Origin of the sequence: Bacillus sp. EKM501B (genome assembly GCF_011800505.1) — a bacterium.
GTDB lineage: Bacteria > Bacillota > Bacilli > Bacillales > Bacillaceae_G > Bacillus_A > Bacillus_A cereus.
Window position 1 is genome coordinate 36,931 of the sequence record NZ_JAALFZ010000008.1, and the last position, 22,298, is coordinate 59,228.

Genomic DNA, 22,298 nt, shown 5'->3' on the forward strand with positions numbered 1-22,298 from the left:
TGATAGAGAGGATAGTTAACTATGGCAGTACAAACAGTTGATATTCTAGGCGTTCCTTTTTCTACAATGACAATGGATGAAACGGTCCAATATTTAAAAGAACAACTAGAAGCGGAGCGAACTCATACGTTTCAGGTAGTAACAGCAAACCCTGAAATTGTTATGTGTGCAAAAAAGGATGAAAAGTTCTATCAAACATTATTGAATACAGATTTAATTACACCTGATGGTATTGGGGTTGTAAAGGCAAGCGGGATGCTTGGTACACCTTTAAAAGAACGTGTAGCAGGTTTTGATTTAATGTGTAATTTACTTGCGAAGTTATCAGAAGATAGTAAGCCGGTATCTGTTTTCTTATTAGGTGCAAAGCCGCATGTTGTACAAGCTGCAGCAGATCATTTAACAAAGACATATTCAGCTGTATCCATCGCCGGTATACAAGATGGTTATTTTAAACAAGAAGACGAAGAGAATATTATTTCTCGCATTCAAGAAGCAAAACCAGATTTATTACTTGTTGCACTTGGTTTCCCGAGACAAGAGAACTTTATCCAAAACAATAAGCATCGTTTAGAAACGAAAATGGCTGTTGGAGTAGGTGGAAGTTTAGACGTATGGGCTGGAGAGGTAAAACGTGCACCAAAATGGATTCAAGCGATTCATTTAGAGTGGTTTTATAGATTATGCAGTAATCCAACACGCTGGCGTCGTCAGTTAGTATTAGCGGAATTTTTAAAAGAAGTAATGCGTTCGAAAAAGTAGCGAAATATCGCTGCTTTTTTTATTTGTTCATTTTTAATAAATTGAAACTTTAATCAGTGAGGCATCCCCACAGATTATTAGCTCTCACCAATCGGGATAGACGTTTTACTTTTTGGGAATGATGAAGGAGAATTTTTTACACAAAAGTATTTTACTTATACAATTCACACATGTAAAATGATGTGTAAAGACACCTGTGTGAGGAGGACTTCTAGTGGGCAAGGTTAAAGAAATTTCGAAGCGCAAACTACTAGGTATAGCTGGGCTTGGATGGCTATTTGATGCAATGGATGTTGGAATGCTTTCATTTGTAATGGTAGCCTTGCAAAAGGATTGGGGATTAAGTACGCAAGAAATGGGCTGGATAGGCAGTATTAACTCAATCGGTATGGCAGTAGGAGCGCTTATTTTTGGGATACTATCAGATAAAATAGGGCGAAAATCAGTCTTTATTATTACATTATTATTATTTTCTATCGGTAGTGGTTTAACTGCATTAACAACAACACTTGCGATGTTTCTCGTTTTACGCTTTTTAATTGGTATGGGGCTTGGCGGAGAGCTTCCGGTTGCCTCTACACTAGTATCAGAGAGTGTTGAAGCGCATGAACGTGGGAAAATTGTTGTGTTATTAGAAAGTTTTTGGGCAGGTGGATGGCTAATTGCAGCTCTTATCTCGTATTTTGTTATTCCTAAATATGGTTGGGAAGTTGCGATGGTATTGAGTGCAGTTCCAGCATTATATGCTTTATATTTAAGATGGAATTTACCGGATTCCCCAAGGTTCCAAAAAGTTGAAAAAAGGCCATCTGTTATTGAAAATATAAAATCAGTTTGGTCTGGGGAATATCGTAAAGCAACAATTATGCTATGGATTCTATGGTTTTGTGTTGTTTTTTCCTATTATGGAATGTTCCTTTGGTTACCGAGTGTAATGGTGCTAAAAGGATTTAGTTTAATAAAAAGTTTCCAATACGTACTTATTATGACATTAGCTCAACTTCCAGGATATTTCACAGCTGCTTGGTTTATTGAACGTCTCGGTCGTAAATTTGTTTTGGTTACGTATTTAATCGGGACAGCTTGCAGTGCTTATTTGTTTGGGGTTGCGGATTCATTAACAGTATTAATCGTGGCAGGTATGTTACTATCCTTCTTTAACTTAGGTGCTTGGGGAGCATTATACGCCTATACACCTGAGCAGTATCCAACGGTTATTCGTGGTACAGGTGCAGGAATGGCAGCGGCATTTGGTCGTATTGGTGGTATTCTTGGGCCACTATTAGTGGGATATTTAGTTGCCTCAGAAGCTTCACTATCATTAATATTTACGATTTTTTGTGGATCAATTTTAATTGGTGTATTCGCTGTAATAATACTTGGACAGGAAACGAAGCAACGAGAATTAGTATAAAGTGAAAATTTGAACGTATCCCTGACCGTTTATTATCCTACACTACTCGGATCTTTATAGGCAGTTAGTGCGGGATAAAAGGGGAGAGGAAACCGAAGTGGTTTCCTTTTTTCTGTTTTTTTAGATAAATAATGGTATAGTAAGAAAAAGGGATTATTTCTTATAAAAGCGAATGTATACAACAGGACATATGGACAAAGAATTAGGTGGTTGAAGAAATGAAAATTTTACTGATTATGGAAGAGGCAGAAGAGAGAAGAGAGTTAGCTGAAAATTTCACTGAAAATATGAGAAATGTAGAATGTTTTGAAGCAAAGACAGGAACAGAATCTTTATTTATGATGAAAAAACATATACCAGACTTTGTTTTTTTAAGTTCCAAATTACTAGATGGTACTGGTTTTGAATATGCAAGTTTATTACGAGAAATAAATTGCTATACAAAATTTATTTTTGTAGGTGAAAACATAGAAGAATCTATTACAGCTTTTCGTTTCCAAGCATTTTATTATTTATTGCGACCATTTCGTGAAGAAGATTTACAATTTCTTTTATATAAAATAGGTAAAGAACAAGGTGAGAAAGCAAAGAGTTATTTGCGGAAACTACCGATAGAAAGTCAAGAGGGTATACGATATATTCTCCCAGAAGATATTGTATATGTAAGTAAAAATAAAGAAAATAAAACTGTTTCAATTTACACAACGAATAATCAGTATATTTCAACATATACACTTCAGGAATTAGAAAATAAGCTAAATGCATATGATTTTTTACGTGTACATAAAAGCTATTTAATTAATATGTCATATGTAAAAGAACTGAAACCTTATTATAATGGCACGTATAATTTGTATTTAGATAGGTATGATGAGCAACCGATTCCAGTCAGTCGTAATTATGTAAAACGCCTTCGAAATAACATTGAATTATAGTAGGTAATGAGAGTATTTTAACATGATAAACTGAAAATCCTTCATGATAGGGAGGATTCAAGTTAAATATTCAGAAAATTTAGTACAATCTCCACTAAGAAATAGTATTGGGGGAATTGTATGTGAAGACATTGAAATCGATCTTACTTTGGGGCATTATTACAGCAGTAGGAGCAGGTGCTTTTGGGGTAGTAGCTTTATCACAAGGTGAAACCATTAATGCTGTATGGCTCTTAGTAGCTGCCGTATGTGTATATGCAGTTGCTTATCGCTTTTATAGTAGATTTATAGCGAGAAAGGTTTTTAATTTAGATGATAATCGGCAAACACCAGCCCATACATTAAACGATGGGAAAGACTATGTTCCAACAAATAAGTGGGTATTGTTTGGACATCACTTTGCAGCGATTGCTGGGGCGGGACCTTTAGTAGGACCGATTTTAGCAGCACAAATGGGATATTTACCAGGAACCATTTGGATTATTGTTGGGGTAGTTGTTGCGGGGGCTGTCCAAGATTTTGTCATTTTATTTGCTTCGATGAGACGTAATGGTAAATCGTTAGGAGAAATGATTAAGGATGAGATTGGACCTGTTACAGGACTAATTGCAATGATAGGTATTTTAGGAATTATGATTATTTTATTAGCAGTATTAGCGTTAGTCGTAGTAAAGGCACTAATCGGAAGTCCTTGGGGAATGTTTACGATAGCAGCAACGATTCCTATCGCTATTCTAATGGGAGTTTATATGCGCTATATTAGGCCTGGTCGTGTTGGAGAAGGATCAGTAATTGGTATTATCCTACTTATTTTATCTCTTGTTGGAGGACAGTATGTAGCAGAAAATCCAACACTTGCAAGTATGCTCACATTTAGTGGTGAAACAATTGCTATTATGCTTATTGTATATGGATTTATCGCATCGGCATTACCAGTTTGGATGCTTTTAGCACCACGTGATTATTTAAGTACATTTTTAAAAGTCGGAACAATTGTAGGGTTAGCAATCGGTATCTTAATTGTAGCACCAGATTTACAAATGCCAGCAGTTTCGAAATTTATTGATGGGACTGGTCCTGTGTTTTCTGGAAACTTATTCCCGTTCTTATTTATTACTATTGCTTGTGGTGCAGTGTCTGGATTCCATGCTCTCGTTTCATCAGGTACGACGCCGAAGATGATCGAGCAAGAGGGACACGCACAGCCAATCGGTTATGGAGCAATGTTAATGGAGTCGTTTGTAGCAGCGATGGCGATGATTGCGGCTTGTGTATTAACACCGGGAACGTATTTTGCAATTAATAGCCCCGCAGCACTTATCGGTACAGATGTTTCGCAGGCAGCTCAAGTTATTTCCTCATGGGGATTTGCTATTACACCAAATGAACTAAAAGATCTCGCTGTAAATGTTGGAGAGCAAACAATTTTATCACGTACAGGTGGTGCGCCAACATTAGCGATAGGTATGGCATATATTTTCTCACAAGTAATAGGTGGAACGGCCATGATGGCATTTTGGTATCATTTTGCGATTCTCTTTGAAGCTCTATTCATTTTAACAACAATTGATGCCGGAACGCGTGTCGGCCGATTTATGATTCAAGATATTTTAGGGCATGTATATAAGCCATTTGGGAAAACGGATTCTACATTAGCGAATGTAATCGCTACAACATTATGTGTATTAGGGTGGGGATATTTCTTATACCAAGGGGTAATAGATCCGCTCGGTGGAATTAATACATTATGGCCACTTTTCGGTATTGCAAATCAAATGCTAGCAGGTATTGCATTATTACTTGGAACGACAATTTTGTTCAAAATGGGAAAAAAGGCGTACGTTTGGGTAACACTTATTCCAACTGTCGGGTTGCTGATTGTAACGATGACGGCGGGATATCAAAAGCTATTTCATGAAAATCCTAAAATTGGATTTCTATCGCATGCAAAGGTATTTCAGGGAGCATTAGATGAGGGAAAAGTGTTAGCGCCAGCAAAAAATGTTGCTCAAATGAAGCAAATTATTTTCAATGATTATATCGATGCAGCGCTTTGCGGAATTTTTATGATAGTTGTAATCGCTGTGTTAATTTCAGCACTTCGAATTTGGATCCAAGTATTAAGAAATAAGCCAATGCCGTTAAAAGAGGCACCATATATTCCTAGAGATGAAAGTGAGTCGAGGAACTATGCTTAAAAAGTTGTGGCAAGTATGGGGTGAAAGAAAACGCTTTATTAGTTTGCTCGTTGGGGTACCAAGTTATGAAGTATATGTGGAGCATATGAAAAAGCATCATCCTGAAGAAGAGGTTGTATGTCAAAAGCAATTTTTTGCTGAGGCACAAGAAGCAAGGTTTAATGCAAAGGGTGGAAAAATATCACGCTGTTGTTAATGAAAAAGGGCGAGTTTTCGCCCTTTTTATTTTTTTGCTGTTTCACGTGGAACAGCAAAAATAAACAAAATATTTGGGAATTAAAGGTATTTCGTATACAATAAGGTGAGGAAGGGGATAGATGGAAAAGTAGGGAGATTATTTTATGTTAAGGGACTTATTTGTAAATACAACAATTATTCTTTCCTTTATTTTTATTGGAGGTCAGCTTTTAAGGGATAAGCCGTTAAAAGAAGGATTCTCTTTTGGGCAGAAATGTGTAGTAGGCATTTTTACTGGGATACTAGGTATAGTATTAATGTATTTCAGTGTTCGTGTTGGTACCATTCTATTGGATTTACGCTACTTAGCTGTTATTCTAGCTGTTATTATTGGAGGACCGATAGCGAGTACCATAACAATTGGTATGATTTTAGTAACTAGGCTGTTGTTTATGGATTATTCATTAGCTTCTCAAGTGGCTTTTTATACAATCATTGCGATAGGAATAGGGAGTATCTTTATTTCGCGCATGAAGCTTTCTTTAGGGGGAAAGTGGGTATGGTTACACACATATATTTTATCTATTCTAATCCCAGCGTTATATATATGGTTAATTAAAGAGATCCACATAGTGGGATTATATTTAATTTCTAGTATTATTACAGGTTACATAACATTCATAAGTGCAAATTATGTTTTACAATCCAATGAGTTATTTCAAAAGATGAAACAATACGCAACGATAGATGCATTGACAGGTTTAGGAAACGTAAGACAGTTTGATTTAGAGATGAATCGTCATATTAGTAATAAGAACATGAAAAATGATTCGTTTTGTTTACTACTTATAGATATTGACCACTTTAAGTATGTAAATGATACGTACGGGCATCCTGCAGGGGACGAAGTGCTAAAACAAGTAGGATGTATTTTACGAGAAACTTCACAATTTCCAGATTTGGCTTTTCGAAAGGGTGGAGAGGAGTTTGCGCTTTTGATACCGAATAAGGGATTAGCTTACGGAATTCTTACGGGCGAGCAAATTCGTACAGCTGTTGAAAGTCACTCATTTCAATTGTTAGATGAAACGAAAATAAAAATTACTGTTTCGGTGGGGGTTTCAGAATATGAAGAATCACCGGAGCAATTTATTCAAGCGGCGGATGATGCGTTATACTACTCGAAACGAAATGGTAGGAATAAGGTCAGCTCTGTATCTTAAAGATAAGATGACCAGAAGACATAAAGCTTATAAAAAACACTCACAGAGGCAATGTATGAACTTTGTGAGTGTTTTTTATTTATATATTAGACAAGTTCTTTTGATACAACAAATTTACGATATGCACCATGGTGAGTTGGACCTACGTATTCGTTAATTTTGAATGAGTAACGAATAGCAGCTGTGATGAATTCTTTAGCAGTTTTTACTGCTTCTTTCACAGGTTTTCCTTTTGCAAGTTCTGCTGTAATTGCAGCAGAATATGTGCAACCTGCGCCGTGTGTATTTGTCGTATCAATTTTTTCTGATTCTAGAAGGTCGAATGTTTCTCCATCATATAGGACGTCGATTGCAGTTTCCGTACCAAGTTTGCTACCGCCTTTAATTAGGACGTATTTCGCACCTAAAGCATGGATCTTTTTCGCTGCTTCTTTCATGTCTTCAAGAGAATTAATCTTTACGCCACTTAATTGGTAAGCTTCAAATAAGTTTGGTGTTACAACTAATGCCTTTGGAACAAGAACGTCACGTAAGCAATCATTCGTTTCAGGATGTAATGCTTCATCAGCACCTTTACATACCATAACAGGGTCAACTACTACATTTTTGAAATTGTGCTTTTCGATTGTTTCTGCAACCATTTCAATAATTTCTACTGATCCAAGCATACCTGTTTTTAAAGCGTCTACGCCAACACCTTCAATTGTTGTTTCTAATTGTGGTTTTAATGTAGAAGCTGGGATTGGAAATACGTTATGTGCCCAACCGTTATGTGGATCCATCGTTACGATTGTTGTAAGAGATGTCATTCCGTATACGCCCAGTTCTTGGAATGTTTTTAAATCTGCTTGTATACCAGCACCGCCACTTGTGTCAGAACCAGCGATAGTAAGTGCTTTATTTAATGTCATTATGAAAGCCCCCTCGAGTGATATAATGAAAACTATGTTCTCACCATTATATCAATGTTACGAATAAGTACAAAGTGAAAAGTAGATGATTTATTTTAAGAGCTATTTAAAATCTTGTATGCAGGAGACTGAGTATGTTTCGAGATAATCGTACAAATGAATTAGTTATATTAAAGGAAATTGCAGAAACATTAAATACATCAAATGATACATATCATGTATTGCAAGCTGTCCTAGAGAAATTACTAAGTGTAACAGGTTTAACGACAGGATGGATTTTTCTTGCGGATGAAAATGGGAAGTATACGAAGTTAATTGATTATCAATTACCAGAGGCACTTACATATGAAAATAAACGCCCGATGTGCGAAGGTGAATGTTGGTGTTTACGAGGTTTTGTAGATGGAAAATTAGAGAGAGCCGTTAATATTATTGAATGTAAAAGAATTAATAATGCAATTGAATATAATTGGGGGGATACGGAGGGCATTCTTCATCATGCTACGGTTCCTTTAAAAGCTGGGGGAGAAAAATTTGGGTTGTTAAATGTTGCAAGTCCGGGTAAAACACATTTTTCAGAAGAAGAATTAGTATTACTCCAATCGGTTGCCTTCCAAATTGGTACGGCTTTAAAGCGAACAAAATTATATGAAAATGAAAAGAGAAGAGCACATTATTATGTGAAATTAGAGCGTTTCATTCAAGATTTAAAAACGATTCATAAGTTTAATGTACTACCTGAAAAAGTGGTAAATCACGTAGGTGAAGTATTTCAATGGAATCAAGTAGCGCTTTTTATTAGGGAGGAAAAAGAATTATCTCTGCGAGCGTCTTACGTTCAGGAAGAGTTAAAAGAGGATATAAAAGAGGCGGCCAAGAGGGCGTTAGAACAAGATGAACCAGTTCTAATAAAACATCAAATAGGACATAATGTACATCTAAATCGAGCTGTTATTGCTACACCAATACATATTCAAAACCATATATTTGGTGTTTTATGTGTTAGCCTGAATAATGGAGAGTTTGATGCTAATACAATAGACGTAATTCAAGCATTATCGAACCATGTTTCGTTAATAATAGAGAATTTGAGGTTAAACGAGCAGCGCCGTGAACTTGTGCGAATGGAAGAAAGAAATCGGTTAGCAAGAGATTTACATGATTCTGTTTCGCAAAAATTATTTTCATTAACCTTCATGACAAAAGGCGCCGAGGCAGTTTTAAAAGGTAAAAATGAAAAGGTAGATCAATCTTTGCATGAGATGCGTGAACTTGCGCAAGGAGCTTTGAAAGAAATGAGGACATTAATTTGGCAGCTTCGTCCGGCGGGATTAGAAAAAGGATTATTGCCAGCTCTAAAGCAGTACGGTGAAAATTTGGGACTGAAAATTAGGGAGCAAGTTACGGGTGTTCGTGATTTACCTCGTGTAGTAGAAGAAGCTTTGTGGCGCATAGGCCAAGAAGCACTGAACAATGTAAGTAAGCATGCAGGTATAAAAGAAGCAACGATTTATTTTACAGTGAATGAGAAAAATGTATCATTAGAAATAGTTGATCAAGGAAAGGGATTTGTGGAAAAGAATATAAAAGAAAAGAAATCACTAGGTATGACTACGATGCGTGAAAGAGTAGAATTAGTTGGTGGAACAATTAAAATTGTAAGTAGTAATAAACGAACGAGCGTAAAAGTAAATGTACCATTATGATGTGAAAATGAGGGAAGTTTGTGAAAATAAAAGTATTGTTAGTTGATGATCATACAGTCGTTTTAAAAGGATTAGCATTTTTCTTAAGTACACAGGAAGATTTAGAGTTAGTTGGAGAAGCGAATAATGGGAAAGAAGCGTTAGTGAAAGTAGGAGAAACAACTCCCGATGTTATATTAATGGATTTATACATGCCTGAAATGGATGGTGTTGAGGCGACGGCATATATTAAAAAAGAGTATCCAAATGTGAAAGTAATTGTATTAACTAGCTTTTCTGATCAGGCGCATGTGTTACCTGCATTAAGGGCTGGAGCAAGTGGGTATATTTTAAAAGATGTAGAACCAGATCAGCTTGTTGAGGCTATTCGAAGCGCATATAAAGGTAATATTCAATTACATCCGGATATAGCAAATGCTCTTCTCTCTCAAACATTACCTGTAGAAGAAAAGGAAGAAGAACCTTCTATTCAAGTGGATGTGCTAACAGCGAGAGAAAATGAAGTATTGCAGCTATTAGCGAAAGGGATGAGCAATAAGGAAGTTGCATCTGTTTTAGTTATTACAGAAAAGACGGTTAAGGCGCATGTAAGTAGCATTTTGAGTAAGTTGAATTTATCTGATCGTACGCAAGCGGCATTATATGCAGTGAAAAATGGAATTGTATAAGACGAAAGTCGTAAGACCAAGTTCGCCTTTGGAAGGTGGACTTTTTTTATGGAAAAATACGTCTATGTGAGGACGAAATTGTCATTATATAAAGATAAAATATGTTTGTAAGCAACAAAACAACAATTACAAGGGATACCTTTTTTGAAAGCATATAACAACATAAGAGTGAGTACTAGGAGGAATAAATAATGGCAACAGTTTTATTCGTTAAAGCAAATAACCGTCCAGCGGAACAAGCAGTTAGTGTAAAATTATATGAGGCATTTTTAGCAAACTATAAAGAAGCACACCCAAATGATACAGTAGTAGAACTTGATTTATATAAAGAAGAATTACCATATGTAGGCGTAGATATGATTAATGGTACATTCAAGGTAGGTAAAGGATTTGATTTAACAGAAGAAGAGGCAAAAGCAGTAGCAGTTGCTGATAAGTATTTAAATCAATTCCTAGAAGCTGATAAAGTTGTTTTCGGCTTCCCATTATGGAACTTAACGATTCCAGCAGTATTGCACACATATATTGATTATTTAAACCGTGCTGGTAAAACGTTCAAATATACGCCAGAGGGTCCAGTTGGCCTAATCGGAGATAAGAAGATTGCATTATTAAATGCAAGAGGCGGCGTATATTCAGAAGGTCCAGCAGCTGAGGTAGAAATGGCTGTTAAATATGTAGCAAGTATGATGGGCTTCTTCGGCGCAACAAACATGGAAACAGTAGTTATTGAAGGGCATAACCAATTCCCAGATAAAGCAGAAGAAATCATTGCTGCAGGTCTTGAAGAAGCAGCTAAAGTAGCAAGTAAATTTTAATTAAAAGTATAATCGTCACTCGAAAAAACAGCATTAACATGTAAACGTTAATGCTGTTTTTTTATATTTTTAGTTCATCAGCAAGTTTTTCTAATGTATTTCGATCTTGTATATAATATGTTCGGCCTTCTTTTCTTAAATAATTTTGTTGGCAAAACTGATTTAATACATATAAAAGATGACGGTAGCTGACATTTAAATATTCCGAGGCCTCGGTATGCTTTTCTATATAACAATTATTTTGCTCTGTTAATAAAATAAAAGCAGCTAATCGATTTTCAAAAGGATAACTATAGTTTTTTGCGTAATTTTCAGTGCGAGTAATTGTCTTTTCTCCAATAAATTTACATAAGTGCTGTAAAAACGTTGCATCTTGTAATAAAAGTTGCTGACAATCTTTAAGAGGAAGTGCCAAACACACACAATCTTCTAGTACTTCAACGGACTTAGTAATATTTTCTACTCCTATTAATCCTAATTCCCCGATAAAAGATGGTGCTTGAATAAAATTAATTAATGAAACCTTCCCGTTTTTATGACTCATATATATTTTTGCCTTCCCAGAAATTAAGTAATAGAGATAAGGGAGAGTATTTCCTTCGCTACATATCATCTCTTTCGTTTGAAAAGAATGTAGCTCTACATATGGCAAGACATGAAATGAAAATAGGGTATGGAATTGATGGATTTGCATGTATTGATAAATTTCTTCCTCATTTTTGCTGATTTTCATATTTTCACCCCTATGTATAGTATGAGATATCTCCTATTATCTTTACAAGAAGGAATGATACGATTTATGTAAATTTGTTTTTGTAGAAAAGAGAGTGTGATGAGTTTATGAAAAAATATAAAACATTGCTATTTGATGTAGATGATACATTATTAGATTTCCAAAAGGCTGAAAAAGTGGCTTTACGGGTGCTTTTTGAAGAGAAGGGAATCCCTTTAACAGACGAGATAGAGGCTCGTTATAAAAAAATAAATAAAGGTCTTTGGGATGCTTTTGAAAAAGGTGAACTATCACGCAATGAAGTTGTAAATACACGATTCTCTCTGTTGTTTAAAGAGTATGGAGAAGAAGTAGACGGAATATTATTCGAAAATAATTACCGTAACTACTTAGAAGAAGGAAATCAACTCATGCAAGGTGCGTTTAAATTTATAAATCAAATTCAAGGGGAGTATGAGTTGTATATAGTGACAAATGGTGTTTCTAAGACGCAAGATAAACGTTTGCGTAATGCAGGGTTACATTCATTGTTTAAAGATGTTTTTGTTTCGGAAGATACAGGTTTTCAAAAGCCGATGAAAGAGTATTTTGATTATGTTTTTGAACGGATTCCTAACTTTGCACCTGAAGAAGGGCTGATTATTGGAGATTCATTAAGCGCGGATATTAAAGGTGGATATGTAGCGGGAATTGATACTTGTTGGTTTAATCCAGAAAGGAAATTAAATGATAGTGGGATTATACCGACATATGAAGTGCATAATTTTGAGGAGTTAGAAGCGTTATTAAAGCAGCATGTGTAATAAAAAAATAGGCAGTGGAGCTTTCATCCCCACTGCCTATTTTTATTAATTTTTATTTTCGTTATGTTTTGGCAGCGGAAAGGCATTCCCGATAGCAGCTGCACCAAGCATGGGCAATAGTAAATTAAGCGGGAAAAACATAAGTAATAGTAATGTTATAGCTATTGGCTTTCGTAACGCATAGCTTGAAATTGCTGTCGTTACGATGGCAACAGATGCTACTGGATCTATAGGAAGAATAGATGCTACAGCGTATCCGATACTTGACCCGGAAAATATAATTGGGAAGATATGTCCACCTCGCCACCCTGTGTTCAAACAAACGGCAGTAATGCACAACTTTAAAATCCCTGAAAGAAGTAGTATCCAAAAAGATAAATGGCTCCATTCAACAACTAATTCTTTTAATTGATGTTCCCCTGAAAATAATGTGTACGGAAGAAAAGTTCCCGCAATTCCTAATAAAATACCACCGATAATTCCGAGTGTCAGTTTGTATTCCCTAAAAGGGTGAATTAACTTCTCTAATGTGAATTCTAACTTGAAATAAAAGAAACCAACTATAGCACCGATACTAGCAAGTGGAAGAAATGCGATCCATTCATTGAAAGAAAGTGCACCTTCCCCAAAATCAACAATAAAGGATCCACGATTATCGAGTTTACTCAGTAGTAAATAAACAGAAAAACCTGCGAAAGTAGTAGCTAAGTATACAATCGCCTTTTTTCCTTTAGAAAAAGCAGCAATTTGTTCCCCCTCATTTTCATTTGGTGCTAAATAACCGAATAATGGTGCGTTAAAAATGACACTTAAAGTAGCTCCAATTCCGATCTCGGTTAGCTCATTCATACCCTTTAAGGCAAATTTAAAGCGATCCCCTACCCATGTGCACAGTCCGCCTATAATTCCAACTAGTGCGGCTTCTGGACCAAGACTAGCACCGAAAATTAAAACAATAATCGCTGTTAAAGTAGCCTGATGGACAAAGCGATATTCGATTCGACCAGTTTTTTTATATTCAGCCATCACTTCAGGCATAAGGCGTGGGTATGTACCGAAATGTTTTTGTGATAGACCAACAAGGACCCCGCCAATTATTGTTACGCAAAGGGTGTAATAAGAGGGAAAAGAGAGAACTTCAGGCAAGTATCCCCAAATAAAGTGGATTCCAATATTTATTGTGACTAAAAATAACCAGACTGTAGCTCCTACTATAGATCCTAGAAGAATGCCATATAGAGCAAGTATGTACTGCATATCTTTTTTATTTGTCATGTTATACCTCCGTTATGTAAATCTTAGTAGGTAAAAAAGTGAAATATACTAGTGAAAAATGGATTGAATATATATAGTATCTTTTTGAGAAGATGGCCTATTCAATATATAGGCTAACTTTAGGGGAATTTGAATTTATAGGTTAAATTACTTATTTAATTTTATAGACTGATTTGAGGTTTTTAAAGGTCTTTTTTGAAATAGACTAGAATATATTTCTTTTGTTGCTTTATATGAAACTGTTAACATTTATTTTAGAACATTCAGAAAAACTGTTTGACATTAGGAAATTATTGCTATAAAATCAACGGTAATTGCATAGTCTTATCAAGAAAAGGTGGAGGGACAGGCCCGATGAAACCTTGGCAACAGCCGTATAACGGAATTGTGCCAAATCCTGCAGGTAGTAATCCTGAGAGATAAGAAAGAGCCTTTAGAGCGTGTTTTCAAACTGCTCCTTTCTTGTTTTCAGGAAAGGGGCAGTTTTTTATTTTGTATAAAAGAAAGGAGAATGAGAGATGGGAGAATCATGGGGAAAAGGAACAATTTGTGTGCAAGGTGGCTATACGCCAAAAAATGGTGAACCACGTGTTTTACCACTTTATCAAAGTACAACATATAAATACGATACTTCAGATGATTTAGCAGCCCTATTTAACTTAGAGGCAGAAGGATATATTTATACACGTATTGGAAATCCTACTCTAGCCGCATTTGAGCAGAAGTTATCAGATTTAGAAGGCGGTGTAGGAGCTGTTGCAACGGCTTCTGGGCAAGCAGCTATTATGCTCGCAGTTTTAAATATTTGTAGTAGTGGGGATCATTTACTTTGTTCTTCAACGGTTTACGGGGGAACGTTTAATTTATTTGGAGTGAGTTTGCGTAAACTGGGTATTGATGTTACGTTCTTTAATCCAAATTTAACGGCAGATGAAATTACGGCGCTTGCTAATGACAAGACGAAACTTATCTATGCAGAATCGTTAGGAAATCCAGCGATGAATGTTTTAAATTTTAAAGAATTTTCAGCTGCTGCTAAAGAATTAGAGGTACCTTTTATCGTTGATAATACATTAGCAACTCCTTATTTATGCCAGGCGTTTGAACATGGGGCAAATATTATTGTTCATTCTACGACGAAGTATATCGATGGGCATGCGAGCTCCTTAGGCGGTATTGTAATTGACGGTGGAAACTTTGATTGGACAAATGGAAAGTATCCTGAACTTGTTGAACCAGATCCAAGTTATCACGGTGTAAGTTACGTTCAAAACTTTGGTGCAGCAGCGTATATTGTGAAAGCACGTGTTCAGCTATTAAGAGATTATGGAAATTGTATGAGCCCATTCAATGCATATATTAGCAATATTGGCTTAGAAACATTGCATTTACGAATGGAACGTCATAGTGAAAATGCTCTTGCAGTTGCTAAGTGGCTTGCTAATCATGAACGTATTGAATGGGTGAATTATCCGGGCTTAGATAGTAATGAAAATTACTCATTGGCACAACAGTACTTGAAAAAAGGTGCTAGTGGTGTTTTAACTTTCGGTATTAAAGGCGGATTAGAAGCAGCAAAAGAATTTATCGCAAATGTAAAACTAGCAACTCTTGTAACACACGTAGCTGATGCACGAACTTGCGTTATACATCCTGCTAGTACGACGCATAGACAATTAAATGCTGAAGATCAGCGTTTAGCTGGTGTTACATCTGATTTAATTCGTTTATCAGTTGGTATAGAAGATGTTTCTGATATTATTGCAGATTTGGAAGCAGCTCTAGTTGGGGGCAAAACACATGCCGATCATAATTGATAAAGATTTACCGGCTCGCAAAGTGTTACAAAAAGAAAATATTTTTGTAATGACGAAGGAGCGAGCGGAAACACAAGATATACGCGCTTTGAAAATTGCTATATTAAATTTAATGCCAACGAAGCAAGACACAGAGGCGCAATTACTTCGCTTAATTGGAAACACACCGTTACAATTAGATGTTCATTTGCTTCATATGGAATCACATCTATCTCGTAATGTAACGCAAGAACATTTAACAAGCTTTTATAAAACGTTTCGTGATATTGAAAATGAAAAGTTTGATGGGCTCATTATTACAGGAGCGCCAGTGGAGACCCTTGCTTTTGAAGAGGTAGATTATTGGGAAGAGCTTAAACATATTATGGAGTATTCAAAAACGAATGTAACATCTACGCTCCATATTTGCTGGGGAGCACAGGCTGGCTTGTACTATCATTATGGTGTTCCAAAGTATCCCCTTAAGGAAAAAATGTTCGGTGTATTTGAACATGAAGTTTGCGAGCAACATGTGAAATTGTTACAAGGATTTGATGAATTGTTTTTTGCTCCGCATTCTCGTCATACAGAAGTACGAGAGAATGATATTAGAGGAGTGAAAGACTTAACATTGTTAGCAAACTCTGAAGAAGCAGGTGTTCACCTTGTTATTGGGCCAGAAGGAAGGCAAGTGTTTGCCCTTGGACATAGCGAATATAGTTGTGAGACGTTAAAACAAGAATACGAACGAGATCGTGACAAGGGATTAAATATTGATGTGCCAAAAAACTATTTTAAACATAATAATCCAGATGAAAAGCCGCTTGTTAGGTGGAGGAGTCATGGTAATTTATTGTTTTCTAATTGGTTGAATTATTACGTGTATCAAGAAACCCCTTATATATTGTAAAGAAGGATTGTGTAACACGTGGCAACGTTTTCCTTGTAAAGATTAAACTTTATTTTTCCGAATGTTCAAAATACATTGTTTTTCAGATTTTTTACTCATATAATTTCATCTAAACACAATTTTTGAGGGGTGGACAGTACTATGAAAGAAATTCAAGTTGGGTTATTAGGTCTTGGGACAGTTGGCAGTGGTGTGGTTCGTATTATTACGGATCATCAAGAACGACTCATACACCAAGTAGGTTGTCCAGTGAAGGTAACGAAAGTATTAGTGCAAAACATTGAGAAAGAGAGAGAGGTAGAGGTACCTTCTACTCTATTAACACAAGATGCAAATGAAATTTTAGATAATCCAAATATTGATGTTGTCATTGAAGTGATGGGTGGCATTGATGATGCAAAATCATATATTTTACAAGCTTTAAAAAGCGGAAAGCATATTGTAACTGCAAATAAAGACTTAATGGCATTACATGGAGCTGAATTATTAGCGACAGCAAAAGATAATAAGGCTGATTTATTCTATGAGGCGAGTGTGGCAGGGGGAATTCCAATTTTACGCAGTATCGTAGAAGGACTTTCCTCAGATCTTATTACGAAAGTAATGGGAATTGTAAATGGAACGACAAATTTTATTTTGACGAAAATGTCAGACGAAGGGAGAGCATATAACGACGTGTTAAAAGAAGCCCAACAACTTGGATTTGCAGAAGCAGATCCAACATCAGATGTAGAAGGTTTAGATGCAGCAAGAAAAATGACGATTTTAGCTACTCTCGGTTTCTCTACAAATGTAGAGCTTGGAGACGTGAAAGTAAAAGGGATTACCTCTATTACAGAGGAAGATATTGAATATAGTAAGAGCTTAGGTTATACAATTAAATTAATCGGTCTTGCAAAACGAGATGGTGAAAAATTGGAGGTTACAGTTGAACCAACTTTACTTCCAAATACACATCCTCTTGCGGCAGTACAAAATGAATATAACGCTGTGTATGTGTATGGTGAAGCAGTTGGGGAAACGATGTTTTATGGACCAGGCGCAGGAAGTTTACCAACAGCGACAGCTGTTGTTTCGGATTTAGTTGCTGTAATGCAAAATATTAGATTAGGGGTAACAGGAAATAGTGCTGTAGTCCCACAATATCAAAAAGTATTAAAAGAGCCAGACGAAATTGTCGTGAAAAAGTTTTTAAGACTGCATGTAAAAGACGAAATTGGTGTATTTGCAAAAATTACTTCATTGTTCTCTGAGCGCGGAGTTAGCTTTGAGAAAATTATTCAAATGCCGCTTGAAGAGAAAGGAAAGGCTGAAATTGTAATTGTAACGCATCGTGCGTCTCTTGCTGATTATGATTATATTCTACATACGTTGCAAGGGTATGAAGAAATAGATTGTTTGAAAGCGAACTATCGAATTGAAGGGGATGCTAAGTAGTATCCTTACCATAAAACAGAAAGAGCCTATTAAGCAGCTTGCTTAATAGGCTCTTTTCTATTTAAAATCTGCGTACCAACTTGAATAAATGCTTGGATAATCCAGCCTGTTGTAAAGGATAAGATGATTGTTCCAAAATAGATAGGTCCGTCTAATAAAAAGCTTAACGTTAAAAATAAAAAGGCTAATGAAATCTCTGTTCTTCTAAACGTCCATTTTTTCTTCTCAGCAACCGTTAAAACGAAAGCTTCTTGAGGCGCTGCGCAAAGGTTTGTAGAGATGTAAAGACCAATTCCAGCTCCAACGAATAGATTTCCGCAAATAAGTGTTATATATTTTGGAAGAGAGCGGATAGCGTCCATAATAGTTGTAATGGAACCAATCCAATCAACAAAAAGAGAAATAAGAACCATCGTTACAATTGTACCTATTGTAATTTGTTTTTTATTCCAAAAGAGTACGATAAGTGTAAAGGCAAAGTTAATCATAAAAATCCAAAAACCAATACTTATGCCAAAATTTTGATATAGTGCAATAAAGAAGGAATCATAAGGGCTAAGTCCAAAGGAAGTAATTGTCGTCATCATATTAATACCGATGGCAAGAATGAGTAAACCGCCAATGAAAAATATATATTCTAATTTGAATCGAAGCATAGTTGTATATCCTTTCTAAATGTATTTGCTAGGAAAGGATATATTGTGGAAAGCTTACCAGGTCAAGGGAGAATTTTTGTGAGAAGGGGAAAATGAGATGACAAATATAAGAAAGATTGCTGAACTTGCTGGAGTATCTGTTTCAACTGTTTCACGTGTACTAAATAATCATCCGTACGTAAATGAACAGAAACGAAAAGAAATTTTAGCGATTATAGAAGAATTAAATTACACGCAAAATGTGAATGCAATTCATTTAGTGAAAGGAAAAACGAATGTAATTGGCGTTTTATTGCCACACGTAAATGATCAATATTATAGCGCTATTATCGAGGGGATATCAAAAGAGACAGCAAAGAATAATTATAATATGATGCTTTGCCAGACGAATTATAGCGAAGAAAGAGAACTAGAGATTTTAAATATGTTAAAAATGAAAAAGCTTGATGGGGTTATTATTTGTTCTCGGGCAAATAGTAAGGAGAAGCTTGAAGAATATACAAAATTCGGCCCGATTGTTATGTGTGAAGAAATAGATTCAAAATGCATTTCAAGTGTCCATATCGATTACTACAAAGTATTTTCACTTGGGATGAAAAGCTTAATAGATGCCGGTCATACACATATTGGATATTGTATTGGAAGAAGTAATAGTGTTAATAGCCAAAGACGAAAGAAGGCATATGAAGATTCGCTTCAACAGAGTATCGTAACACCGTTAGAGACCTGGAAATTTGAGGGTTGTTTTACAGTGGAAGATGGACGCAATGTAATTAGAGAATGGGCTCATATGTCAGTAAAACCGACGGCGTTCCTTGTATCTTGTAACCATATTGCAGCGGGGATGGTTACAGAAGCAAAAAAACAAGGAATTCGTATTCCAGAGGATATTACGATTATCGGGTGTGATGATCAAGAGGTGGCAGATATATTGGGTATAACGACGATTTCGCATTCTAGTAAAAACGTTGGAGTAAAAGCGTTTGAATTATTATATGAAAAGATTAATGAAGAGAAATTAGATGTGAAGCATATAGAGTTATTACCAGAGTTAGTAAATAGAGAAACGACGTAATTGAGAAGGTGTGAAAATCGCTTTTCAAAATTTCGTTTGGTATAATTATGGACAATCTATGAGGGCTAAAAGGGGTTTTGATATGAGATCAAAAGTAGTAAAAGTAATTCTACTCATTACAATTGCATCTTTCTGTTTATTTGCATATGGCTTTGTTTCAGGTGTAAATGATGTATTAAATCCGAAAGCTTCAAATTTAATTAAAAAGACCGATGTAGTGGCAAAAGAGAAAAAGAAAACGGGAACGTTACAAATCGTTAGTTTAGGTGATTCATTAACGCGTGGCGTTGGTGATAAAGAAGGAATTGGCTATGTTGGGCGAATGAAAGAGGATTTACAAAAAGATTATAAGCAAAAAATTGCATTAACAAATTTAGCAGTTAGTGGTGCAAAAATGCCCGATTTATTAAAACAAATTGAAAGTAATGGCGCTCAATATTCAATTAAGCAAGCAGATGTAATCGTGTTAACGATTGGTGGGAATGATTTGTTCCCAGGCTGGGAATCGCTTGGGAAAATAGATTTAGAGACGTATCGTCCTGACACAGAAACGTTTCAAAATGAAGCAAAGAAAATTATAGAAGAAATTCGTAAATTAAATACAGATAGTCCGATTTTTTGGCTTGGTTTATACAATCCTTTTGAAGATGTAGAAGATTTAAAAGGGTCTTCAAACATTGTTGTGGACTGGAATGCATCTTTAGAGAAGTTAGCGCTAAACGATAAAAATGTATATATTACACCGACATTTGATTTATTCCAAAACCGTGGGAAAGATTTATTATACTCTGATCATTTTCATCCGAACGAAGTAGGTTATACGTATATGGCAGAACGTTTAGTTCAAAATGTTGTAAGTAAATTAAAACTAGAACAAGGAGGGGTAAAATGACGACGATACTTTCCGTACGAGATTTGAAGAAGGTAATTGGAAAGAAGACTCTTGTAGAGAATATTTCCTTTGATGTAAAGCAAGGAGAAGTGTTCGGGTTCTTAGGACCAAATGGTGCTGGAAAGACGACTACCATTCGAATGTTAGTCGGATTGATTAAGGCGACAGAAGGTACGATTTCTATTGGTGGTTATTCGATTAAGGAAAATTTCAGAGAAGCGATGCGTCAAATTGGGAGTATCGTTGAAAACCCAGAGTTGTATACATATTTAACGGGATGGGAAAATTTAAAGCAATTTGCTCGTATGTTAGGTGATATATCAGATGAACGTATTATTGAAATTGCTGAAATGGTTCATTTAGATGAAAGAATTCATGACAAGGTAAAAACGTACTCACTTGGTATGAAACAACGCCTTGGAATTGCGCAGGCGCTCCTTGGGAATCCAAAATTGCTCATATTAGATGAGCCAACGAATGGTTTAGATCCAGCAGGGATTAGAGAACTTAGGGAATTTATACATAAGCTTGTAAAAGAAGAAAATATGAGCGTGTTTATTTCAAGTCACTTGCTAAGTGAAGTGCAAATGATATGCGATCGCGTTGCTATTATTCATAAAGGAAAAATGATAACAGTTGCCAAGGTTGAAGAATTAATTAAAACAGCAAGTGATCGTGTAGAATGGATTGTTACACCAATTTCTAAGGCGAAAGATATGCTAGAAGCGGCCGAAGAAGTAAGGGAAGTGAGTGTAGAAGGCGATCGATTACTATGCCGCATGGATATTGCATCTATAAGTAGTTGGAATAAACACTTTGTCGAAAATGAAATAGATGTACATAGCGTTAAGGAGCTTGTATTTACGCTAGAAGATTTATTTATTGAACTCACAAGGGGTGAGCAGCATGCGTGAATTTGCGAATCTAGTTTTAAATGAATCAGAAAAGATTTACCGCAAGAAACGTATTTTTGTTGTCATGCTTATTTTAGCAATCTTGATCCCGCTTTTTGTGTATGCGCAGTATCGTGAAATAGAAACGACACAAAAAAGACTCGGTACAACTGATTGGAAGGTTTCATTGCAACAGCAAATTGTTGATTCTCAGAACCGGTTGAACAATTCTAGGTTGCCAGAAGAATGGCGTGATTGGTTAAAGGTAAGAGTTGAGCAACAACAATATTATTTAGATCATGATATTAATCCGATGGCACCGGGTGCACCGACTTTTGTCAGAGCATTTATTGAACAAGGAATTACATTATTTATTCCGCTTCTTGTAATGATTGTAGCCATTGATATCGTTTCAGGAGAACGAAGTGATGGGACGATGAAGATGTTACTTACGCGGCCAATTCGGCGTTGGAAAATACTCCTTAGTAAATACGTGACGATGTTATTTTTCATTTCGCTCATACTGTTTCTTGTAGGTTTGTTTGCTTACATATTATCAGGGCTTGTATTTGGATACTCGGGATGGAATTTACCTGTTTTAACAGGATTTGTTATTGATAAGGAAACGCTAAATACGAACTTTGTGCATCTTATTCCGCAGTGGCAATACATCTTAATGGCGTATGGACTAGCATGGTTTGTTGCTATCGTTGTCGGAACTATATCATTTATGGTCTCTGTTTTAATTCGTAATACACCAGCTGGTATGGGCGTTATGCTAGCTGCATTAATTGCAGGCGGTATTTTAAGCTCGTTCGCAACATCTTGGGAAGGCGCCAAATATATTTTTAGTGTGAATTTATCATTAACGGATTATTTATCAGGAAAATTACCTGCATTACAAGGTTTATCGATGGGATTTTCTTTGATGAATTTAACTGTTTGGGCAGTTGTTTCTCTTGTTATTTCGTTCGTAGTATTTACAAGACAGGATATGGTGAATTAATTAGACAGGA

The 22,298-nt window shown here is 35.9% G+C and carries 21 protein-coding genes and 1 riboswitch; of the genes, 17 read left to right on the forward strand and 4 right to left on the reverse strand.

Annotated features, from left to right (window positions below):
* Window positions 1–21: 21 nt before the first annotated feature.
* The 6 genes from HFD78_RS16440 (at window position 22) to HFD78_RS16465 (ending at window position 6,709) form a co-directional block, all read left to right on the forward strand.
* On the forward strand, window positions 22–762 hold the full coding sequence (locus HFD78_RS16440; protein ID WP_000290748.1) for a WecB/TagA/CpsF family glycosyltransferase: 741 nt from the start codon (window positions 22–24) through the stop codon (window positions 760–762).
* Between the two features lie 214 nt (window positions 763–976).
* Window positions 977–2,176: an MFS transporter gene (locus HFD78_RS16445; protein ID WP_000521077.1), complete on the forward strand. Its 1,200-nt coding sequence runs from the start codon at window positions 977–979 to the stop codon at window positions 2,174–2,176.
* Between the two features lie 218 nt (window positions 2,177–2,394).
* A complete protein-coding gene (locus HFD78_RS16450) occupies window positions 2,395–3,111 on the forward strand; it encodes a LytR/AlgR family response regulator transcription factor (protein ID WP_000698256.1) in 717 nt (238 codons plus the stop codon).
* Window positions 3,112–3,233: 122 nt separating this feature from the next.
* A complete protein-coding gene (gene cstA / locus HFD78_RS16455) occupies window positions 3,234–5,309 on the forward strand; it encodes a carbon starvation protein CstA (protein WP_098582207.1) in 2,076 nt (691 codons plus the stop codon).
* Window positions 5,302–5,505: a YbdD/YjiX family protein gene (locus HFD78_RS16460; RefSeq protein WP_000914504.1), complete on the forward strand. Its 204-nt coding sequence runs from the start codon at window positions 5,302–5,304 to the stop codon at window positions 5,503–5,505. The genes cstA and HFD78_RS16460 overlap by 8 nt, the downstream gene beginning before the upstream one ends.
* Window positions 5,506–5,650: 145 nt before the next feature.
* Entirely contained in the window at window positions 5,651–6,709 is a 1,059-nt protein-coding gene (locus HFD78_RS16465; protein WP_000942900.1) for a GGDEF domain-containing protein, read from the forward strand.
* Between the two features lie 86 nt (window positions 6,710–6,795).
* Here the strand turns inward: HFD78_RS16465 and pdxK are convergent, their stop codons facing one another.
* Window positions 6,796–7,620: a pyridoxine/pyridoxal/pyridoxamine kinase gene (gene pdxK, locus HFD78_RS16470; RefSeq protein ID WP_000174252.1), complete on the reverse strand. Its 825-nt coding sequence runs from the start codon at window positions 7,618–7,620 to the stop codon at window positions 6,796–6,798.
* Window positions 7,621–7,754: 134 nt separating this feature from the next.
* Between pdxK and HFD78_RS16475 the strand changes: the two genes are divergently transcribed.
* The 3 genes from HFD78_RS16475 (at window position 7,755) to HFD78_RS16485 (ending at window position 10,812) form a co-directional block, all read left to right on the forward strand.
* Window positions 7,755–9,326, forward strand: a complete 1,572-nt coding sequence (locus HFD78_RS16475) for a GAF domain-containing sensor histidine kinase (protein WP_025966827.1) — start codon at window positions 7,755–7,757, stop codon at window positions 9,324–9,326.
* Between the two features lie 20 nt (window positions 9,327–9,346).
* Window positions 9,347–9,994: a response regulator gene (locus tag HFD78_RS16480; RefSeq protein ID WP_000695813.1), complete on the forward strand. Its 648-nt coding sequence runs from the start codon at window positions 9,347–9,349 to the stop codon at window positions 9,992–9,994.
* Window positions 9,995–10,185: 191 nt separating this feature from the next.
* Window positions 10,186–10,812, forward strand: a complete 627-nt coding sequence (locus HFD78_RS16485; protein WP_000246735.1) for an FMN-dependent NADH-azoreductase — start codon at window positions 10,186–10,188, stop codon at window positions 10,810–10,812.
* Between the two features lie 61 nt (window positions 10,813–10,873).
* Here HFD78_RS16485 and HFD78_RS16490 read toward each other — a convergent pair whose 3' ends face one another.
* The gene (locus HFD78_RS16490) at window positions 10,874–11,545 is read right to left on the reverse strand and encodes a transcriptional regulator YeiL (RefSeq protein WP_000703312.1); all 672 of its coding nucleotides are present in this window, start codon (window positions 11,543–11,545) and stop codon (window positions 10,874–10,876) included.
* A 107-nt stretch (window positions 11,546–11,652) separates the two neighbouring features.
* On the opposite strand from HFD78_RS16490, the gene HFD78_RS16495 reads away from it, so the two are divergent.
* Window positions 11,653–12,348 (forward strand): YjjG family noncanonical pyrimidine nucleotidase, encoded by a 696-nt coding sequence (locus HFD78_RS16495; protein ID WP_000760189.1) that lies wholly within the window; start codon window positions 11,653–11,655, stop codon window positions 12,346–12,348.
* A gap of 45 nt (window positions 12,349–12,393) precedes the next feature.
* On the opposite strand, the gene HFD78_RS16500 is transcribed toward HFD78_RS16495, so the two are convergent.
* Entirely contained in the window at window positions 12,394–13,623 is a 1,230-nt protein-coding gene (locus tag HFD78_RS16500; RefSeq protein WP_000182464.1) for a chloride channel protein, read from the reverse strand.
* A 321-nt stretch (window positions 13,624–13,944) separates the two neighbouring features.
* A riboswitch (SAM riboswitch) is annotated at window positions 13,945–14,049 on the forward strand.
* A 92-nt stretch (window positions 14,050–14,141) separates the two neighbouring features.
* Here HFD78_RS16500 and HFD78_RS16505 point away from each other — a divergent pair.
* The 3 genes from HFD78_RS16505 to HFD78_RS16515 all read left to right on the forward strand — a co-directional run bounded on the left by HFD78_RS16505 (window position 14,142) and on the right by HFD78_RS16515 (window position 17,766).
* The gene (locus HFD78_RS16505) at window positions 14,142–15,440 is read left to right on the forward strand and encodes a bifunctional O-acetylhomoserine aminocarboxypropyltransferase/cysteine synthase (protein WP_000504780.1); all 1,299 of its coding nucleotides are present in this window, start codon (window positions 14,142–14,144) and stop codon (window positions 15,438–15,440) included.
* Window positions 15,424–16,329 (forward strand): homoserine O-acetyltransferase MetA, encoded by a 906-nt coding sequence (gene metA / locus HFD78_RS16510; RefSeq protein ID WP_001121538.1) that lies wholly within the window; start codon window positions 15,424–15,426, stop codon window positions 16,327–16,329. Before HFD78_RS16505 ends, metA begins: the two co-directional genes overlap by 17 nt.
* Before the next feature lie 141 nt (window positions 16,330–16,470).
* Entirely contained in the window at window positions 16,471–17,766 is a 1,296-nt protein-coding gene (locus HFD78_RS16515) for a homoserine dehydrogenase (RefSeq protein WP_000659107.1), read from the forward strand.
* A gap of 29 nt (window positions 17,767–17,795) precedes the next feature.
* Here the strand turns inward: HFD78_RS16515 and HFD78_RS16520 are convergent, their stop codons facing one another.
* Complete coding sequence (locus tag HFD78_RS16520) at window positions 17,796–18,422, reverse strand: YczE/YyaS/YitT family protein (protein WP_000943410.1); 627 nt, start codon at window positions 18,420–18,422, stop codon at window positions 17,796–17,798.
* A 97-nt stretch (window positions 18,423–18,519) separates the two neighbouring features.
* On the opposite strand from HFD78_RS16520, the gene HFD78_RS16525 reads away from it, so the two are divergent.
* Genes HFD78_RS16525 through HFD78_RS16540 form a run of 4 tightly spaced genes read left to right on the forward strand, consistent with a single transcriptional unit; the run spans window position 18,520 to window position 22,288 of the window.
* Window positions 18,520–19,497: a LacI family DNA-binding transcriptional regulator gene (locus HFD78_RS16525; RefSeq protein WP_000181959.1), complete on the forward strand. Its 978-nt coding sequence runs from the start codon at window positions 18,520–18,522 to the stop codon at window positions 19,495–19,497.
* Between the two features lie 10 nt (window positions 19,498–19,507).
* The gene (locus HFD78_RS16530) at window positions 19,508–20,389 is read left to right on the forward strand and encodes an SGNH/GDSL hydrolase family protein (RefSeq protein ID WP_002022849.1); all 882 of its coding nucleotides are present in this window, start codon (window positions 19,508–19,510) and stop codon (window positions 20,387–20,389) included.
* Window positions 20,386–21,303, forward strand: coding sequence for an ABC transporter ATP-binding protein (locus HFD78_RS16535; protein WP_000207719.1), 918 nt, complete (start codon window positions 20,386–20,388; stop codon window positions 21,301–21,303). The genes HFD78_RS16530 and HFD78_RS16535 overlap by 4 nt, the downstream gene beginning before the upstream one ends.
* Entirely contained in the window at window positions 21,296–22,288 is a 993-nt protein-coding gene (locus HFD78_RS16540) for an ABC transporter permease subunit (protein ID WP_001206477.1), read from the forward strand. Before HFD78_RS16535 ends, HFD78_RS16540 begins: the two co-directional genes overlap by 8 nt.
* Window positions 22,289–22,298: the final 10 nt, after the last annotated feature.

Excerpts from the sequence above, each read along its gene's own strand:
- HFD78_RS16495 (WP_000760189.1), top strand. The coding sequence starts at position 11,653 with ATGAAAAAATATAAAACATTGCTATTTGATGTAGATGATACATTATTA.
- HFD78_RS16485 (WP_000246735.1), top strand. The coding sequence starts at position 10,186 with ATGGCAACAGTTTTATTCGTTAAAGCAAATAACCGTCCAGCGGAACAA.
- HFD78_RS16525 (WP_000181959.1), top strand. The coding sequence starts at position 18,520 with ATGACAAATATAAGAAAGATTGCTGAACTTGCTGGAGTATCTGTTTCA.
- HFD78_RS16460 (WP_000914504.1), top strand. The coding sequence starts at position 5,302 with ATGCTTAAAAAGTTGTGGCAAGTATGGGGTGAAAGAAAACGCTTTATT.
- HFD78_RS16450 (WP_000698256.1), top strand. The coding sequence starts at position 2,395 with ATGAAAATTTTACTGATTATGGAAGAGGCAGAAGAGAGAAGAGAGTTA.
- HFD78_RS16475 (WP_025966827.1), top strand. The coding sequence starts at position 7,755 with ATGTTTCGAGATAATCGTACAAATGAATTAGTTATATTAAAGGAAATT.
- pdxK (WP_000174252.1), bottom strand. The coding sequence starts at position 7,620 with ATGACATTAAATAAAGCACTTACTATCGCTGGTTCTGACACAAGTGGC.
- HFD78_RS16520 (WP_000943410.1), bottom strand. The coding sequence starts at position 18,422 with ATGCTTCGATTCAAATTAGAATATATATTTTTCATTGGCGGTTTACTC.
- HFD78_RS16540 (WP_001206477.1), top strand. The coding sequence starts at position 21,296 with ATGCGTGAATTTGCGAATCTAGTTTTAAATGAATCAGAAAAGATTTAC.
- HFD78_RS16465 (WP_000942900.1), top strand. The coding sequence starts at position 5,651 with ATGTTAAGGGACTTATTTGTAAATACAACAATTATTCTTTCCTTTATT.
- HFD78_RS16500 (WP_000182464.1), bottom strand. The coding sequence starts at position 13,623 with ATGACAAATAAAAAAGATATGCAGTACATACTTGCTCTATATGGCATT.
- HFD78_RS16535 (WP_000207719.1), top strand. The coding sequence starts at position 20,386 with ATGACGACGATACTTTCCGTACGAGATTTGAAGAAGGTAATTGGAAAG.
- metA (WP_001121538.1), top strand. The coding sequence starts at position 15,424 with ATGCCGATCATAATTGATAAAGATTTACCGGCTCGCAAAGTGTTACAA.
- HFD78_RS16440 (WP_000290748.1), top strand. The coding sequence starts at position 22 with ATGGCAGTACAAACAGTTGATATTCTAGGCGTTCCTTTTTCTACAATG.
- HFD78_RS16515 (WP_000659107.1), top strand. The coding sequence starts at position 16,471 with ATGAAAGAAATTCAAGTTGGGTTATTAGGTCTTGGGACAGTTGGCAGT.
- HFD78_RS16490 (WP_000703312.1), bottom strand. The coding sequence starts at position 11,545 with ATGAAAATCAGCAAAAATGAGGAAGAAATTTATCAATACATGCAAATC.
- HFD78_RS16505 (WP_000504780.1), top strand. The coding sequence starts at position 14,142 with ATGGGAGAATCATGGGGAAAAGGAACAATTTGTGTGCAAGGTGGCTAT.